This window comes from Streptomyces sp. NPDC024687, assembly GCF_055559055.1.
This window is the reverse complement of record NZ_JBVHLJ010000012.1, coordinates 123,002-139,015: the sequence shown is the minus strand read 5'-3', so window position 1 is coordinate 139,015 and position 16,014 is coordinate 123,002. Positions and strand designations below refer to the sequence as shown.

15 protein-coding genes are annotated in these 16,014 nt (G+C 71.1%); 7 read left to right on the top strand and 8 right to left on the bottom strand.

Annotation, left to right across the window (positions count from 1 at the left end):
• Positions 1 to 73 precede the first annotated feature (73 nt).
• Positions 74 to 2,425 carry an immune inhibitor A domain-containing protein gene (locus tag ACZ39I_RS35875; protein ID WP_467249097.1) on the bottom strand — a complete coding sequence of 784 codons (2,352 nt, stop codon included), beginning with the start codon at positions 2,423 to 2,425 and terminating at the stop codon, positions 74 to 76.
• A 337-nt stretch (positions 2,426 to 2,762) separates the two neighbouring features.
• On the opposite strand from ACZ39I_RS35875, the gene ACZ39I_RS35870 reads away from it, so the two are divergent.
• A complete protein-coding gene (locus ACZ39I_RS35870) occupies positions 2,763 to 3,026 on the top strand; it encodes a hypothetical protein (protein ID WP_467249095.1) in 264 nt (87 codons plus the stop codon).
• Positions 3,027 to 3,661: 635 nt separating this feature from the next.
• Here ACZ39I_RS35870 and ACZ39I_RS35865 read toward each other — a convergent pair.
• On the bottom strand, positions 3,662 to 4,288 hold the full coding sequence (locus tag ACZ39I_RS35865) for an RDD family protein (protein WP_467249094.1): 627 nt from the start codon (positions 4,286 to 4,288) through the stop codon (positions 3,662 to 3,664).
• Between the two features lie 89 nt (positions 4,289 to 4,377).
• The gene (locus tag ACZ39I_RS35860) at positions 4,378 to 6,039 is read right to left on the bottom strand and encodes an RDD family protein (protein ID WP_467249092.1); all 1,662 of its coding nucleotides are present in this window, start codon (positions 6,037 to 6,039) and stop codon (positions 4,378 to 4,380) included.
• A gap of 272 nt (positions 6,040 to 6,311) precedes the next feature.
• On the opposite strand from ACZ39I_RS35860, the gene ACZ39I_RS35855 reads away from it, so the two are divergent.
• The gene (locus tag ACZ39I_RS35855) at positions 6,312 to 6,791 is read left to right on the top strand and encodes an SsgA family sporulation/cell division regulator (RefSeq protein WP_467249090.1); all 480 of its coding nucleotides are present in this window, start codon (positions 6,312 to 6,314) and stop codon (positions 6,789 to 6,791) included.
• A gap of 83 nt (positions 6,792 to 6,874) precedes the next feature.
• On the opposite strand, the gene ACZ39I_RS35850 is transcribed toward ACZ39I_RS35855, so the two are convergent.
• Positions 6,875 to 8,281, bottom strand: a complete 1,407-nt coding sequence (locus ACZ39I_RS35850) for an FAD-binding oxidoreductase (RefSeq protein ID WP_467249088.1) — start codon at positions 8,279 to 8,281, stop codon at positions 6,875 to 6,877.
• 92 nt (positions 8,282 to 8,373) lie between these two features.
• Here ACZ39I_RS35850 and ACZ39I_RS35845 point away from each other — a divergent pair, with 92 nt between their 5' ends.
• Entirely contained in the window at positions 8,374 to 9,885 is a 1,512-nt protein-coding gene (locus ACZ39I_RS35845) for a tetratricopeptide repeat protein (RefSeq protein ID WP_467249086.1), read from the top strand.
• Here ACZ39I_RS35845 and nthA read toward each other — a convergent pair.
• From nthA to hppD, 4 genes are read right to left on the bottom strand one after another with little or no spacing between them, the layout of a single operon-like run.
• A complete protein-coding gene (nthA, locus tag ACZ39I_RS35840; protein WP_467249085.1) occupies positions 9,863 to 10,450 on the bottom strand; it encodes a nitrile hydratase subunit alpha in 588 nt (195 codons plus the stop codon). The two genes, ACZ39I_RS35845 and nthA, sit on opposite strands and share 23 nt — an antisense overlap.
• Positions 10,437 to 10,736: an SH3-like domain-containing protein gene (locus ACZ39I_RS35835; RefSeq protein ID WP_467249083.1), complete on the bottom strand. Its 300-nt coding sequence runs from the start codon at positions 10,734 to 10,736 to the stop codon at positions 10,437 to 10,439. Before ACZ39I_RS35835 ends, nthA begins: the two co-directional genes overlap by 14 nt.
• The gene (locus ACZ39I_RS35830) at positions 10,729 to 11,010 is read right to left on the bottom strand and encodes a hypothetical protein (protein ID WP_467249081.1); all 282 of its coding nucleotides are present in this window, start codon (positions 11,008 to 11,010) and stop codon (positions 10,729 to 10,731) included. The genes ACZ39I_RS35835 and ACZ39I_RS35830 overlap by 8 nt, the downstream gene beginning before the upstream one ends.
• A gap of 38 nt (positions 11,011 to 11,048) precedes the next feature.
• Positions 11,049 to 12,194, bottom strand: a complete 1,146-nt coding sequence (gene hppD / locus ACZ39I_RS35825) for a 4-hydroxyphenylpyruvate dioxygenase (protein ID WP_467249079.1) — start codon at positions 12,192 to 12,194, stop codon at positions 11,049 to 11,051.
• Between the two features lie 126 nt (positions 12,195 to 12,320).
• Here hppD and ACZ39I_RS35820 point away from each other — a divergent pair, with 126 nt between their 5' ends.
• Genes ACZ39I_RS35820 through ACZ39I_RS35805 form a run of 4 tightly spaced genes read left to right on the top strand, consistent with a single transcriptional unit; the run spans position 12,321 to position 15,589 of the window.
• Positions 12,321 to 12,803 (top strand): Lrp/AsnC family transcriptional regulator, encoded by a 483-nt coding sequence (locus ACZ39I_RS35820; RefSeq protein WP_031041595.1) that lies wholly within the window; start codon positions 12,321 to 12,323, stop codon positions 12,801 to 12,803.
• 23 nt (positions 12,804 to 12,826) lie between these two features.
• Positions 12,827 to 13,474, top strand: a complete 648-nt coding sequence (locus ACZ39I_RS35815; protein WP_467249077.1) for an ABC transporter permease — start codon at positions 12,827 to 12,829, stop codon at positions 13,472 to 13,474.
• Entirely contained in the window at positions 13,467 to 14,663 is a 1,197-nt protein-coding gene (locus tag ACZ39I_RS35810; RefSeq protein ID WP_467249075.1) for a betaine/proline/choline family ABC transporter ATP-binding protein, read from the top strand. Before ACZ39I_RS35815 ends, ACZ39I_RS35810 begins: the two co-directional genes overlap by 8 nt.
• A gap of 32 nt (positions 14,664 to 14,695) precedes the next feature.
• Positions 14,696 to 15,589 (top strand): ABC transporter permease, encoded by an 894-nt coding sequence (locus ACZ39I_RS35805; RefSeq protein ID WP_467249291.1) that lies wholly within the window; start codon positions 14,696 to 14,698, stop codon positions 15,587 to 15,589.
• The last annotated feature ends 425 nt before the right edge of the window (positions 15,590 to 16,014 follow it).

Below are 16,014 nucleotides of genomic sequence, written 5' to 3'. Positions count from 1 at the left end.
CACAGGACGCACCTAAACACGATCGGCGGCAACCCGCCAGGGGTTACCGCCGATACGCTTGTGACCTGCGGTTTTACTTCTTCTTGGCCGAAGGTCCGACCTGGAGCGTGATCGTCGAGCCGTTCAGGGGCTCCTTGACGATCTTGATCCGGGTGTCGGTGTCAGTGATGTTGACGCCCGCCAACGGGTTCGACGGGTCGTAGTAGCTCGACGTGCCGTCGTCGAAGACCGGGACGCCGGGCTTGGACTTGATCTTCGTCGGGACGTCGGCGTTGTGGAGCGTGACCGAGTCCGTCGGGTACCAGCTGAAGGTGGAGTCGTAGGCCTGGATGCGGTTGCGCATCAGCGTGCCGTCCGACCACTTGAGGGCGGTCGGGTGGGAGTCGACCGGGAGGATCAGACCCGTACCCGGGTGCTGGCTGGTGTTGTCGTCCGCCTGGGAGGTGTCCCACTTCCAGATCAACAGGCCGTTCTGGTAGGCGTAGTGCTCCACCCAGCCCGGACGGGTCGTCGAGAAGCCGTAGTTGTACGGGCCGACCTTCAACACCTTGTCGTACGACACGTATTGGCGGTTCTCGGCGATGTAGTACTGGGCGTAGTCGTCCGTGATCGAGGCGCCGATGCGCGAGAAGCCGTTCGCGGTCCAGGCGGCGTCCGCCGTCTCGGCGTTGTCGGAGAACAGGGTCGCGCCGTCGGCGGTCACCGTGATCTCGTCGGCCGTGAAGCCCTTCAGGGCGGCCCCGCCGTCGGTCTGGTAGCGGAAGCGCAGCTGGATCTTCTGGCCCGCGTAGGCGTTCAGCGGGAAGGTCAGCTTCTGGTGGGCGGAGACCGAGCCGGTGAGGGCCGGCTTGCCACTGCCGTCACGCGGGATGGCGGTGCCGTCGGCCAGGGTGCCGTCGACGGGCGTCCAGTTGGAGCCGTCGGTGGAGACCTCGGTGTAGAGGTAGTCGTAGTCCTGCTCGATGTCCCACCAGCCGTCGAGGGTCAGCGCCGCCGAGGCCTTGCCGGTCAGGTCGAGCGGGCGGCTCAGGGTGTTGCGCAGGTCGTTGCCGCTGCCGCTCCACCACTGGGTGGCGCCCTGTGCCGGGGTGACCACCGGGGTGCTGACCGTCTTCTTGGGCAGCTGGACCACGAGCGCCTGCGGGTTCTTGGTGTTGTACTCCGCGACGCCCAGCTTGTGGCTGGACCGCTTGCCCGCGTTGGCCACGTCGTAGTCGAGCCAGCCCAGTTGGAGCTTGTCCCAGGCGTTCATGTCGCCGGGCAGGTCGCCGATGGAGTCCTTGCCGGTGCCGAGCCAGGAGCCGGAGGACATCAGCGTCCAGAAGCCGGTGGAGTTCTCGCCGGCACCGGAGGTGTCGTACTCGTCGGGCAGGCCCAGGTCGTGGCCGTACTCGTGGGCGAAGACGCCGAGTCCGCCGTTCTCCGGCTGGATGGTGTAGTCGCCGACCCAGATGCCGGTGTCGCCGATCTGGGTGCCGCCGAGCTTGTTGGTGTCCGGGCCGGTGGAGCCGGCGTCGGTGCCGAAGGCGTACCAGCGGTGGGCCCAGATGGCGTCCTCGCCCTGGGCGCCGCCGCCCGCGGACTCGTCCTCGCCGGCGTGCACGATCTGGAAGTGGTCGATGTAGCCGTCGGGCTCGTTGAAGTTGCCGTCGCCGTCGAAGTCGTAGCGGTCCCACTGGTCGAACTCGGCCAGTTCCGCGGCGATCTCGGCGGCGGTGTCGCCGGCGGCCTCGCGCTGGGCGACCCAGGCGTTGACGCCGTCCTGCACGGCGTACCAGGCGCCGGTGGACGCCTTGTTGGAGCCGTAACGGGCCTCGTTGTAGGGGACCTTGACCCAGTCGGTCACTTCACCCTCGACCGAGTAGCGGCCCGAGGACTGCTTCTCGTAGTACTTCTTCAGCGACTCGGTCTTCTTGCCGGTGCCGAAGTACAGGTCCTGGAAGTGCGCCTGGTTGTAGTCCGCCTGCCAGGCCGTGCTGTTGTTCTGCTTGCGGTCCGGCTTGGCTATCCGGTTGTGCAGCGGACCGGCCGTGCCGCCGTAGCGGGGGTCGACCTGGTCGCCGAACTCCACCAGGATGGTGAAGATCTTGTCGGTCTTCTCCCGGCCGAGTTCGACGTACTTGCTGTCGCCCTTGCGGCTCTTGAGCTCGACCACCTGGGAGCCGTTGCGGTTCCTGACCGCGGCGTCCCCGGATATGACCTGGTCGAGCGCCTCCTTCCGCTGCGCCTCCTGGGTCTTGGTCAGCGGGCCGTCGAAGTCGTGCTCCCTGGCCTTCGCCGGCTGCGGGTCGCGCCGGTCGGCCGCGGAAGTCTTCGTGGAGCTGTCCGCGGCCTGCGCCACGGTGAACGTGGAGAACGTGGCCGAGGCCGCGGCTATCGCCACGACTGTCGCTGCCGTCCTGAACGTCCAGGATCTGTCCGTCACTTGTACCTCTCCCCTATCAGGCAAGTGACCCGTATTTGACTAAAGGTTGGGGAGAAAAGACAGATCTTGACTTGGACCCGACAAGTGCATTATTGGGAGCCGGTGTTCGTATTGCGGACACGCGACTGCAACACGACAGGCGCGCACGGCCGTCCACTTGATGGACGTCATGACTCCGTGCGCCCCCTGTGCTCCGGCACTGTTGGTTAGGTCACGCTTACTGTTCGTTCCGCTCGGGCAAACAGGCGATTAGAGTCGATCGGCGGAACGCCCGGATGTCGGCGGAATGCCAGGCCGACACACCCCGTGGACCCCCGATTCCGAGGACACGATTGCCATGCCTCGTCCGACTGCCGCACAGATCGCCTACGGTTCGATCACCGTCATCTTCTCGACGCTCGCCATGCTGCTGCTGTCGCAGACGAGTTCGGCCGTGGGGACCGCGGTCGTCGCGGTCTCGGCGCTCGCCCTCGGCCTGCTGGTCGCCATGACGGTGCCCCAGCCGAAGCCCCGCGTGGTCGCGATGAACAAGCCCGCCGAACACCCGGCGGCGCAGGAACAGGTCCCGGCGGCGGCCACGAGCTCCAAGACAGCCGCCTGAACACTGCGTTCGCTCAGCAGGGTGGTCCGCGTCGCCTCCCGGGTTCGTCGAAGCGGGCCGGCCCCGATCCCGTCCGCCGAGCCGGGTGCTTCTTCTCGTCCCCCGGGTTCGTCGGGGCGGCTCGGGTGCTCCGTCAGGGCGGCCCGGCCCGGATCGCGTCCGCCGCGCCGAGGGCTTCTTCTCGTCCCCGGGTTCGTCGCTGCGGCCTGAGCGCCAGCCGCGTTCGCCGACCGAAGCCCGCGCCGTCGCGGAGAGCAAGCCCGTCGACCACCCGGGGCCGTGGCCAGGACCTCCACGACGGCCGTCTGAACCCACGTTCGCTGAGCAGGGTGGACGGGCCGGGCACCGATCGCGTCCGCCGAGCGGAGTGCCTCTCTCCACCTCGGGTTCGCCGGAGTGGCCCGAGTGCCAGCCACGTTCGCCGGCCGAAGCCCGCGCCGTCGCGGAGAGCACCCGGCGAAAGAACCGGTACCCGCCACTGCCACCCGCTCCACGACGGCCGCCCGAACACCGCGTTCACCGAGCAGGGCGCTCCAGGCCCGGGGACGGGTTCGCCGGGACGGCTCGGCGCCCGACCGCGACCGCCATGAGGGCACGCCGCACGCCTCCCGGGAGGAAGCGGCCCCCCGCCCGGTTCAGCCCGTGTTGACCACCACCGTCTTCGCCGCCTTGTCGTGGAGGCCCTGCTTGTACGGCTTGTCGAAGTAGCTCCAGCCGCCCGAGATGGCGGTCCAGATGCAGGCGCAGCAGAACGCGAACGGGATCCACAGCACCGCCGAGCGGATCAGCGTGGTCTGCACGGTGGGGGTGGAGCCGTTGTCGAGGTTCGCCACCCGCATCCCGAGCCACTTCTTGCCGAGCGTCTGCCCGGACCGGGTGATCAGGATCGTGTCGTAGGCGATGTACAGCACCGCGGCGAGCGCCGACTGGGCGAGCGACTTGCCGTACTGCATGTCGTCGCCGTCCACGTCGAACTCGCTGACCCCGAAGCCCCAGGTGAGGAGCCAGACGACGATGCCCACCATGATCATGTCGATGATCCGGGCGAGCGTGCGCCGGCCGCTGGGGGCCAGTGGGGGCATGCCGGCCAGCGGGTCGGCGGGGCCACCGCCGTACGGGTCACCGCCGCCGTAGGGACTTCCGCCGTACGGCGGCGGCGTGCTGTACGGCGATCCCGAGCCCTCGGCGGGCGGGGGCTGCTTCCTGAACGGGTCGTCATCCGGCGGCTGCTGGCCGGAGCCGGGAGGCGGTTCACTGCTCATGGCCCGAGTCGACCGCGAACCCCCCGACTCCGCATCCGGCGCGCGGCCGTACGGAGTACCGAATCCCGTACGTCGTCCGCGGGACCCGCTCAGCCCGCCACGAACGTATGCGCCGCCTTGTCGTGCCAGCACTGGCGCCACGGCCGGTCGAACAGGCACCAGGCGACGCCCACGAGACCGATGCCGAGCAGACCCGGCACGCTGTAGACCAGCCAGCGGCGCAGGGCACCGGCGAAGGACGGGGGCTCGTGGCCCTCGATGTCCCGCACCTCCAGGCCGAACAGCTTCTTGCCGAGCGTGCGGCCCCACTTGGCCGTGGGCCACGCCTCGTACAGGATCCCGGCGACGAGAAGCACGGCGACCACGATGCCGAGATACACCGACGTGGTGCCGTCCAGCAGCCAGACCGTCACGGTCTCGCCGGAGAGCTTGGCCGCGTCGATCTTCTCGTTGATGTGGTCGGCCGCCTTGGTGCCGAGGGGGACGGCAGCCACGGCCGTGACCGCGCCGACGACGAGGGTGTCGAGCAGACGCGCCGCCAGGCGCTTGCCGAGGCCCGCGGGTCTGGCCGAGGCCTGGCGGCGGGCGGCCGCCTGGAAGATGTCCTCGACCGGCGGCTTCCAGGGGACGGGCTGCTCCTCGTCGGGCCCGGCGAGCCGGTGCACCTGCTGGGCCCAGGAGGGCTGACCGCCACCGGGGCCGGGGCTCATGGGAGTGGCTGCGGGCTGAACTGCGGCGGGCGGAACTCCGACCGCCTGCTGGGGGCCGCCGCTCTGCTGCGGGACACCCTGCGGCGACGGGACCGGGGCTGGGGCCGGGGCGGAGGCAGGGCCTTGGGGGCCCGCGCCACCGGCCGCCGCGGCGCGCTCGGCGGCGGCCTTGCCGGCACCGAAGCCCGGGGCCTCGGCAGCGGCGGAGACACCGGCCGCGGAGGGCTGGGCGCCGGCGCCCTGGCCGCCCTGTGCGACGGGGCCGGCGTACGCGGGTCCGGGTGTGCTTCCGCTCTGCGCCCCGGGCCCCCCGCCCTGCTGCGCCGTGCGCGGGGAGACCGCGCGGAACTTCATGGTGCCGTCGTCGTCGGACTGCTGGGCGCCCCCAGCGGCCCCAGCGGCCCCCGCCTCCCCCGCTCCCCCGGACCCGGCCGTGGGCCTGCGGAAGACCCGTGTGCCGCCGTCCTCGTCCGGCTCGACGGGCGGGATCGTGGCCGTGCCGTCGGTACGGGCCGCGTGGCCCTCCGGCTGGGCCGGGGCGGAACCGTGGGCCGGCCGCCCGGGACCGGGCACCCTCGGGTCGGCGCCCCGCGGAGTCTGCGGCGCGCCGTGCTGAGCGCCCTGCGGCCCCTGCTGGGCCCCTTGGTGCGGAATCCCCTGAGCCTGCGCGGCCGCCTGCGGGGACCCCCACGACACCCGGCGGTCCTGCTCGCCGCCGAAGCCCGCCTGGTGGACCCGGTCGGCGGCCCACGCGGACGCGGGTTCGGGGCGGGTGCCGTGCTGGGTGTCGGGGTGCGGGGGCTCCTCGGCCGGGTCCTCGTCGAAGAAGTGCGGGCCCGTCTCCTCCACCGGGGACGGGCCCGGCTCGGAGCCCGCGCCGGTCGGCGGTGCGAGCGGTTCACCGGCCGCCGGGGCGGGACGGCTGGTGCCCGGCACCCAGGAGGCACCGTTCCAGTAACGGACATATCCAGGAATGGACGGGTCCGGGTAGTAGCCCTCGCGGGGCCTGTCGTCACCGGGTGCCGGGGTTGGGGCGCTCATGTCCGTCGTCCCGTATCTGCTCGGGGGTCAATAGAGGGGGCTCCACATCTATCAGACCGGCGCAAGACCCACTGCCAGTCCCACCGGACCCACCCCTTTTGGGCACGACTGACACCGGCCGTGACACCGGGCGTGGTACCGGACGTGACACCGCCGGAAAAAGTTCGCCGAACCCGCGTAATGATCCCTCCCTCCACCCCTCTCACTCGTACGGGCCCACCGCGGGACCCGACGAGAGCCAAGTGCCGAGAGCCGAGAGAGGAACGAACGACATGCATCACACGGTGGTGGAGCGCGAACTGGAGCTCCGACTCATCCTGTCGCCCGAGCGCAGCATCCCCGTCCCGGCCCGGCTGGGCTACCGCAGCGACGACCCCTTCGCCGTCCACGTCACCTTCCACATCGGCTCGGACCACCCCGTCCACTGGACCTTCGCCCGCGAACTCCTCGTGGAGGGGGTGTTCCGCCCGTGCGGGCACGGGGACGTGCGGGTGTGGCCGACGAAGGTCGAGGGGCGCAGTGTCGTGCTGATGGCGCTGAGCTCCCCCGCCGGCGACGCCCTCCTGGAGGCCCCGGCCGCGCAGGTCGCGGCCTGGCTGGAGCGCACGCTGAGGGCGGTCCCCCCGGGCTCCGAGGCGGAGCAGCTCGGCATCGACGACGGCCTCGCCGAGCTGCTGGCCCCGACTCCGGCCGACGACCTGTGGCTGGGCGACCCCTGGCCAGGCGACGCATCGGCGGACGAAGGGGAGTGAGCGACCGCAACCATCAATTGAGGAACCACAACGGCGACCAGCCAGGTCCGCGAGAGCGGCGGCGGTTCAGCCGCAAAGAACAGTCAGAACAGCTTGCCCGGGTTCAGGATCCCCAGCGGGTCGAAGACGCCCTTCACGGCCCGTTGCATCTCCACGCCCACCGGGCCGATCTCGCGCGCCAGCCACTCCTTCTTCAGTACGCCCACCCCGTGCTCCCCGGTGATCGTGCCGCCGAGCTCCAGGCCGAGGGCCATGATCTCGTCGAAGGACTCGCGGGCCCGCCGGGACTCGTCGGGGTCGGCGGCGTCGAAACAGACCGTGGGGTGGGTGTTGCCGTCGCCCGCGTGGGCGACGACACCGATGGTGAGCCGGTGCTTGTCGGCGATCCGCTCGGTCCCCTCGAGCAACTCGCCGAGCCGGGAGCGGGGCACGCACACGTCGTCGATCATCGTGGTGCCCTTGACGGCCTCGAGAGCGGTGAGGGAGAGCCTGCGGGCCTGGAGCAGCAGTTCCGACTCGGCGGCGTCGTCGGCCGGGACGACCTGGGTGGCACCGGCCGCCTCGCACAGCGCGCCGACGGCGGCGAGGTCGGCGGCCGGGTCTGTGGTGTCGAAGGCGGCGAGGAGCAGGGCCTCGGTGGTCTCCGGGAGTCCCATGTGCGCCAGGTCGTTGACGGCCTTGACCGTCGTACGGTCCATCAGTTCGAGGAGGGACGGCACGTGCCCGCCCTCCATGATCCGGCACACCGCGTCGCAGGCGGCGGCCCCGGAGGAGAACTCGGCGGCCAGCACGAGCTGCTCGGGCGGCTTCGGCCGCAGGCCCAGGACCGCCCGCACGACGATGCCGAGCGAGCCCTCGGAGCCCACGAACAGGCGGGTCAGGTCGTATCCGGCGACCCCCTTGGCGGTACGGCGGCCGGTGGACATGAGCCGCCCGTCCGCGAGCACGACGTCCAGTCCGAGGACGTACTCCGCCGTGACCCCGTACTTCACACAGCACAGTCCGCCGGACGCGGTGCCGATGTTGCCGCCGATCGTGCACATCTCCCAGCTGGAGGGGTCCGGCGGGTAGTAGAGGCCGAGTTCGTTCACCGCGCGGGCGAGGGTCGCGTTGACGACGCCGGGTTCGACGACGGCGATGCGGTCGACCGGGTTGATCTCCAGGATCCGGTCCATCTTCGTCAGGGAGAGCACGATGCAGCCGTCGGAGGCGTTGGCCGCGCCCGACAGGCCCGTGCGGGCGCCCTGGGGGACGACCGGGACGCGCAGTTCGGTGGCGATGCGCATGACGTGCTGGACCTGTTCGGCCGTACGCGGCAGGACGACCACCGCGGGGGTGCCGGCCGGGCAGAAGCTCGCCATGTCGTTGGCGTAGGAGACCGTGACGTCCGGGTCGGTGAGGACGGCGTCGACGGGCAGACCGGTGAGCAGGCGGTCCACCAGGTTGCCGGTGACCTCGTCGCGGGGGGCTTCGATACGGCTCATGATCACAGCGTCGCACCGGGGGCCATCGGTGTGAACCCCACCAGCGGCAACCGCCGCATGCCGGGGTGTGCTCGTCGTACTGGCGCACAGTGAGCGCCATGGAGAACCAAGCCACCAAGGACCGGCCGGAGGAGCGGCGGCGGGATCGCCCGGAGGAGCGGCGGGCCCGGCTGCACGGGCGTCTGGTGATCGCCGCGGTCGCCGGCTGCGCGGTGCTCGGTACGGTGCTGGCGCTGCTGCCCGCGGAGCGGACGGCGACCCGCGCTCCCGCGCCCGCCCCGGGAGCCCAGGCGCTGACGGCGGTCGCCGCCGGGGTGCCGGCCGCGCTGCCCGATCTGGCGGCCCTGATCGGTGAGCGGGAGAGCCATCTGCGCCGCCATCCCGAGGACGCCGAGTCGTGGGCGGTGCTCGGGACGGCGTACGCCGAGCAGGGGCGGCGGACGGCCGACACGACGTTCTACGCCAAGGCCGACGACAGTCTGCGGACGTCCTTGAAGGTGCGGGCGAACGCGGCGGCCCTCGGTGGTCTGGCCGCCCTCGCGAACGCGCGCCGGGACTTCCGGACCGCCCGGACCTGGGGCGAGGCGGCGCGGAAGCTGGAGCCGAAGCGGTGGACGACGTATCCGGCGCTGATCGACGCGTACACGGGACTCGGCGACTACAAGGCGGCCCGTGCGGCGCTGGAGCGGCTGACGGAGCTGCGGTCGGGGCCGGCGGTGATGGCCCGGGCGGCGGCCGTGTACCGGGACCGGGGCTGGCGCGAGGACGCGGCGGCCCAGCTCTCCGACGCGGCGGCCGGGGCGCGGGCGCCGGCCGAGCGGGCCGCGTATCTGGAGCGGGCCGGGCAGCTCGCCTGGGAGCGCGGTGACCGCGAGGACGCGCTGCGGCACTTCCAGGAGGCCGTCCGGATCGACCCCGACCAGCGGGCCGCACAGGCCGGGCAGGGGCGGGTCCTCGCGGCACTGGGCCGCACGACGGAGGCCCTGAACGCCTACCGGATGGCCCTCGCGAAGCAGCCGCTTCCGCAGTACGCCCTGGAGCTGGGCGAGTTGTACGAGTGGCTGGGGCTCGGGCAGGCGGCCCGGGTGCAGTACGACCTGCTGCGGGCGGTGGTGGAACGCGCCGCGGCGGACGGGGCCGACGAGGAGCTGGTGCTCGGGCAGTTCGAGGCGGACCACAGTGACCCGGCGTCCGCGGTACGGCGTCTGCGGGCCGAGTGGCTGCGGCAGCCGGGGATCGCGGTGGCGGACGCGCTGGGGTGGGCGCTGCACCGGGCGGGCCAGGACAAGGAGGCCCTGCGGTACGCCCGGATCGCGACGGACAAGGTGCACGGGGGCGGGGTGCGCAGCGCGCTGTACGCCTATCACCTGGGCATGATCGAGCGGGGGACGGGGCAGTACGCCCCGGCGCGCCGTCATCTTCGGGAGGCGCTTCAGATCAACCCCTGGTTCTCGCCCTCGCGGGTGCGGGCGGCGCGGGAGGCGTTGGCGGCGCTGGGGGAGGTGCCGGACGAGGGCGTGCCGGATGCGGATGTGCCGGCGATGGACGCGAAGGGGGTGGACGCGAAGGCGATGGACGCGAAGGCGGTCACACCGCGGCCGTACCGATGAGGGCGTTCCTCGTCACCAGCGCCGCCAGCTCCTGCTCGCCGAGTCCTTCCGTGCCCTCGGGCCTGCGGGGCAGGACCAGGTAGCGGGTCTCCGCGCTGGAGTCCCACACCGTGATCTGAGTCGAGTCGGGCAGGGTCAGGCCGAACTCCCGCAGTACCTCCCGTGGTTCGCGGACCACGCGGGAGCGGTAGGCCTCGGACTTGTACCAGCTGGGAGACGGGCCCAGGAGCCGGAGCGGGTAGCAGGAGCAGAGGGTGCAGACGACGACGTTGTGGAGCGACTCGGTGTTCTCCACGACCCGCAGGCGCTGGAACGAGCCCTCCATGTAGCCGAGTTCCCGCACGGCGGCCGTGCCGTCCGCGAGCAGCCGGGCCCGGTAGGCGTCGTCGGTCCAGGCGCGGGCCACGACCCGTGCCCCGTTGGCCGGCGAGGACTCGGCGAGGAACGCGTCGATCGCCTCGTCAAGGCGCTCGCCGGTGATCAGCCCCTTCTCCTCCAGGAGGGTCTCCAGGCGCCGTACCCGCCGGGCGATCGTCGCGTCGGTGTGGTGGTCACCGCTCGTCATCGCGGTCCTCCTCCAGGTAGCTCTCCCAAAGGTCCAGTACGACGTGGTGGTCGCCCTCGCCCCAGAGGTCGCGGGCCTCGAAGCGGACCGCGTAGATCTGCTCGACGGGCGCGTCCCCCCGCCCCTGCGCACTGACGTCGGCCAGTTCCTCCGGGCCCTCCGGCTCGACGACCATGCCCCGCTTGCCGCGCGCGTACCGGGGCAGGCGGGTGTGGTGCGGCGGGTCGTGGCGGTAGGTGCGGACCCGGGTGCCGGGCGGGAAGCGGTCGGGGGGCGCCTCAGTCATCGAGCTCACCCGGCTCGATCACGCCCTTGCGTTCGAGCAGGACGCGGATCGCGGTGAACCAGCGCTCGTAGTACGACGCCGCCAGGTACTCCGCCGGCGGCATCGACTCGATCGCGTCCCGGAACTCGTTCGTGTTGAAGACGCCTTGCGCGCGCAGGGTGTTGAAGAGGCCGACGACCCGAGCCTCCCAGTCCGCGTGGAAGGGCTCGGTGTCGTCGGTGGTGTCGATCGCGCCGAATCCCTGCGTGCCGCCCACGTCGTTGATCCTGGCCATGGGGCCAGCCTACGAGCGTTACGCGGAAAGGGGGCTTGCTAGAGGTTGCCCCGCTTCTCCTGCTCCCGCTCGATGGCCTCGAACAGGGCCTTGAAGTTGCCCTTGCCGAAGCCCATGGAGCCGTGCCGCTCGATGATCTCGAAGAACACGGTCGGCTTGTCCTGGACCGGCTTGGTGAAGATCTGCAGCAGATAGCCGTCCTCGTCGCGGTCGGCGAGGATCTTCAGATCGCGGAGCGTGTCGACCGGCACCCGGGTGTCGCCGACCCACTCGCCGAGGGTGTCGTAGTAGGAGTCGGGGGTGTCGAGGAACTGGACCCCGGCCGCCCGCATGGTCCGTACGGTCTGCACGATGTCGTTGGTGTTCAGCGCGATGTGCTGGACGCCCGCGCCGCCGTAGAACTCCAGGTACTCGTCGATCTGGGACTTCTTCTTGGCGATGGCGGGCTCGTTGATCGGGAACTTCACCTTGAGCGTGCCGTCGGCCACCACCTTCGACATCAGCGCGCTGTACTCGGTGGCGATGTCGTCGCCCACGAACTCCTTCATGTTCGTGAAGCCCATGACCTTGTTGTAGAAGCCGACCCACTCGTTCATCCGGCCGAGCTCGACGTTGCCTACGCAGTGGTCGACGGCCTGGAAGGTGCGGTGGGCGGGCGGCTCGACGATCGGGGCGGCCGCGGCGAAGCCGGGCAGGTACGGGCCGTCGTAGCCGATGCGCTCGACCAGGGTGTGGCGGGTCTCGCCGTAGGTGGCGATCGCGGCGAGGACGACCGTGCCGTGCTCGTCCTTCAGCTCGTACGGCTCGGCCACCGAGCGGGCGCCGTGTTCGAGGGCGTAGTCGTAGGCGCGGCGGGCGTCCGGGACCTCGATGGCGAGGTCGATCACGCCGTCGCCGTGCTCGGCCACGTGCTGGGCGAGGAAGTGACCCCAGGGCGTGGCGGGCTTGATGACCGAGGTGAACACGAACCGTGCGGAGCCGTTCTCCAGCACGTAGCTCGCGGTCTCGCGGCTGCCGTTCTCCGGTCCGGAGTAGGCCACGAGCCGCATGCCGAAGGCGGTCGAGTAGTAGTGCGCCGCCTGCTTGGCGTTGCCGACGGCGAAGACGACCGCGTCCATTCCCTTGACCGGGAAGGGATCGGCCTGCCGGGCGGTGTCGGGAGTGTGGTGTGTGGTCTGCGTCATGTGCGAAGCCTGGCTCCGCACTGCAAGGTGCGCAATAGTTCGCGCATTCACTGGACAATGTGTTCAGCAGTACGGCCGTATCGGCGGCCTTTCTGTACATGATGACCATCTCTCCGGGAGGCTGCTGTGGGGATCGACGCACTGGACGGGCGGATCATCGTGCTCCTCGCGCGCGAGCCGCGGATCGGGGTCCTCGAGATGTCCCGGCGGCTGGGGGTGGCCCGGGGGACCGTGCAGGCGCGCCTGGACCGGCTTCAGTCGAACGGAGTCATCCGGGGGTTCGGTCCGCAGGTCGATCCGGCGGCGCTCGGCTACCCGGTGACCGCGTTCGCCACGCTCCAGATCCGGCAGGGGCAAGGGGCCGACGTACGGGCGCACTTGGCGACCGTGCCGGAGGTCCTGGAGCTGCACACCACCACCGGCAGCGGGGACATGCTGTGCCGCCTCGTGGCCCGCTCCAACGCCGATCTCCAACGTGTGATCGACCGGGTTGTCGGTTTCGATGGGATCGTCCGGGCCGCCACCGCGATCGTCATGGAGAACCCCGTTCCGCTGCGGATCATCCCGCTGGTGGAGCAGGCGGCGGAGGATCCGGCCCTTCGGGAGTGACCTAGCCACTGGGGTGAGCGGGTGTGACCTTCTGGGAGTACCTCGGCGACCGTCACCAGCAGCTGCTCACGGACGCCTACCAGCATGCGAGCGTCGTCTTCCAGTGCATGGTCGTGGCGACGGCGATCGGAGTGCTGATCGGTGTCGTGACCTGTCGGAGCGAGTGGGGCGGCAACCTCGCCACCACGGCCACCTCGACGATCCTGACCGTCCCGTCGCTCGCCATGATCGGTCTGCTCGTCCCGGCCGTGGGACTGGGGATGCCGCCCACGGTGATCGCCCTGACCCTGTACGGGCTGCTGCCGATCGTCCGCAACGCGATCGTGGGCCTGCGCGGGGTCGATCCGTCCCTGGTGGACGCGGCCCAGGGCATCGGGATGTCCCGGGTGACGCGCCTGGCGCGGGTCGAGCTGCCGCTCGCCTGGCCGCCGATCCTGACCGGGATCCGGGTCTCGACGCAGATGCTGATGGGCATCGCCGCGATCGCCGCGTACGCCTCCGGGCCCGGCCTCGGCAAGGAGATCTTCCGCGGCATCGCCTCGCCGGGCAGCGAGAACGCGCTCAACCAGGTGCTCGCGGGCACGCTCGGGATCATCGTCCTCGCCCTGCTGTTCGACGCCGCGTACGTCCTGATCGGACGGTTGACGATTCCGAGGGGGATCCGTGTCTGAGTCGTCCGGCACCTCGGGTGCGTCCATCGAGCTGGAGAACCTGACCAAGAGGTATCCCGGCAGTGGGCAGCCCGCCGTCGACAACGTCACCCTGGACATCAGGGCGGGCGAGACCGTCGTCTTCGTGGGGCCGTCCGGATGCGGTAAGTCGACCACGCTCAAGATGATCAACAGGTTGATCGAGCCGACCGGTGGACGCATCCGGATCAACGGTGAGGACGTGACCGACGTCGACCCGGTCAGGCTGCGCCGCAAGGTGGGTTACGCCATCCAGTCGGCCGGGCTCTTCCCGCACATGACGGTCGCGCAGAACATCGCGCTCGTGCCGAGGATGACCGGCTGGGGGAAGGGCCGGATCGAGGACCGGGTGGAGGAACTGCTCGGCCTCGTCGGGCTGGACCCCGGCGAGTTCCACGGCCGCTATCCGCGTCAGCTCTCCGGCGGCCAGCAGCAGCGGGTGGGCGTGGCGAGGGCGCTCGCCGCCGATCCGCCGGTCCTGCTGATGGACGAGCCGTTCGGCGCGGTCGACCCGATCACCCGTGACCATCTCCAGGAAGACCTGCTCCGGCTCCAGCGCGAACTGCGCAAGACGATCGTCTTCGTCACCCATGACTTCGACGAGGCGATCAAGCTGGGTGACCGGATCGCCGTGCTGCGCGAGCGCTCCCACATCGCCCAGTTCGACACCCCCGAGGCGATCCTGGCCCACCCGGCCGACGACTTCGTGTCCGGGTTCGTCGGCGCCGGGGCGGCGCTGAAGCGACTGAACCTCACCCGGGTGCGGGATGTGGGGATCACGGACTGTCCGACGGCGAGCATCGACGACCCCCTCCAGGAGATCTTCAACAGGCTCCGGGGCAGCCGGACGAACGAGATCCTGCTGCTGGACAGGCGCGGACGGCCCTACAAGTGGCTCAGGCGCGGCGACATGATGCGGGCGAAGGGGTCGCTGGCCCGGGCCGGGACGCCGGTGAGCGACACGGTGCCCGGGGACGCGACCTTGCGGGACGCGTTGGGGGCCGTGCTGGCCGACAGCGCGGGGCGGGTCGCGGTGACCGGGCGGCACGGTGAGTACACGGGGGTCGTCGACATGGAGACGCTCATGAACTGCGTGCACGAGATGTTGGTGGCCGACCGTTTCGAGACCGCGGAGCGGGAGGGTGCCGGCGAAGGGGTGCGGAAAGCGTGACGGCTTCTGAGACTACGGAGCTGGAGGAGGCTCTGGGACCTACGGAGACTTTGGGGTCGGCGGAGGCTCCGGAGCGGGAGGAGACTGCTGAGCCGGCGGAGACCCGGGAGCCTGCGGAGACCCGAGAGCCTGCGGAGACTCCGGGTGCGACTGAGACGGCGGCTCCTCCCCTACCGGCCCCGCCCCGACCTCACGTGACTTGGCAGAAGCTGACCCTCCTGCCCGCGTTCCTCATCGCCGTCCTGCTCGCGACCTGGCTGTGGTTCGAGCAGGCCGACCTGGACCCGCTCTCGGCGAAGGCGCTGTCGAACGGGCAGGTGTCCAAGGCCCTGTGGCAGCACGTGAAGCTGACGGTGATCTCGACGTTCTTCGTGCTGCTCCTCGCGATCCCGCTGGGGATCGGGCTGACCCGCGGGGCCTTCAGGAAGGCGAGTCGGGTGGTGACGGCGGTCGCCGGCACAGGCCGGGCGACCCCCGCGATCGGCCTGCTGGCCCTGCTGGTGATCTGGCTGGGCACGGGCACGAAGGCCGTCCTGATCGGCATGATCGCCTACGCCGTCCTGCCGGTCCTGTCGAACACGATCGCGGGCCTGAAGGGCAACGACCCGACCCTGCTGGAGGCGGCGCGGGGCATCGGCATGACTCCGCTGGGAGTCCTGACCCGCGTCGAACTCCCGCTGGCCGTCCCCCTGATCCTCGCGGGCGTCCGCACGGCCCTGGTCCTCAACATCGGTACGGCGACCCTGGCGACCTTCGCCGGAGGCGGCGGCCTCGGCGTCCTGATCACGACGGGCATCACCGACCAGCGCATGCCGGTACTGATGCTGGGCTCGATCCTCACGGTAACGCTCGCCCTACTGCTCGACTGGCTGGCCTCACTGGCGGAACTGCTGGTGCGGCCACGGGGGTTGAGGGTGGGGACGTGAGGCGGCGATGCCCGCGGGCGGCTGGGGGCATCGGGGTGCCCCTGTCGGGAGTACCGGCGAGCGCGCCGGCCAGCCTCGCTGGGCGGACGGCTGCCACGGGGCATGAAGGCGGGGGTGCCTGCGGGGGGCCGGGGCATCGTCGCGCGCCTGCCGGGAGTACCGGCGAGCGCACCGACTGACCTCACCGGGCGGGCCGCCGCCACGGGTGTTGGAGGCCGGGATATGAGGCGAAGGTCCCTGCGGACGACCAGGGGCATCGGCGTACTTCGGCCCGCAGCACCGGCGAGCGCACCGGCCGGCCTCACCGGGCGGGCCGCTAACACGAGGACTGGAGGCCGGGATATGAGGCGAAGGTCCCTGCGGACGACCAGGGGCATCGGCGTACTTCGGCCCGCAGCACCGGCGAGCGCACCGGCCGGCCTCAC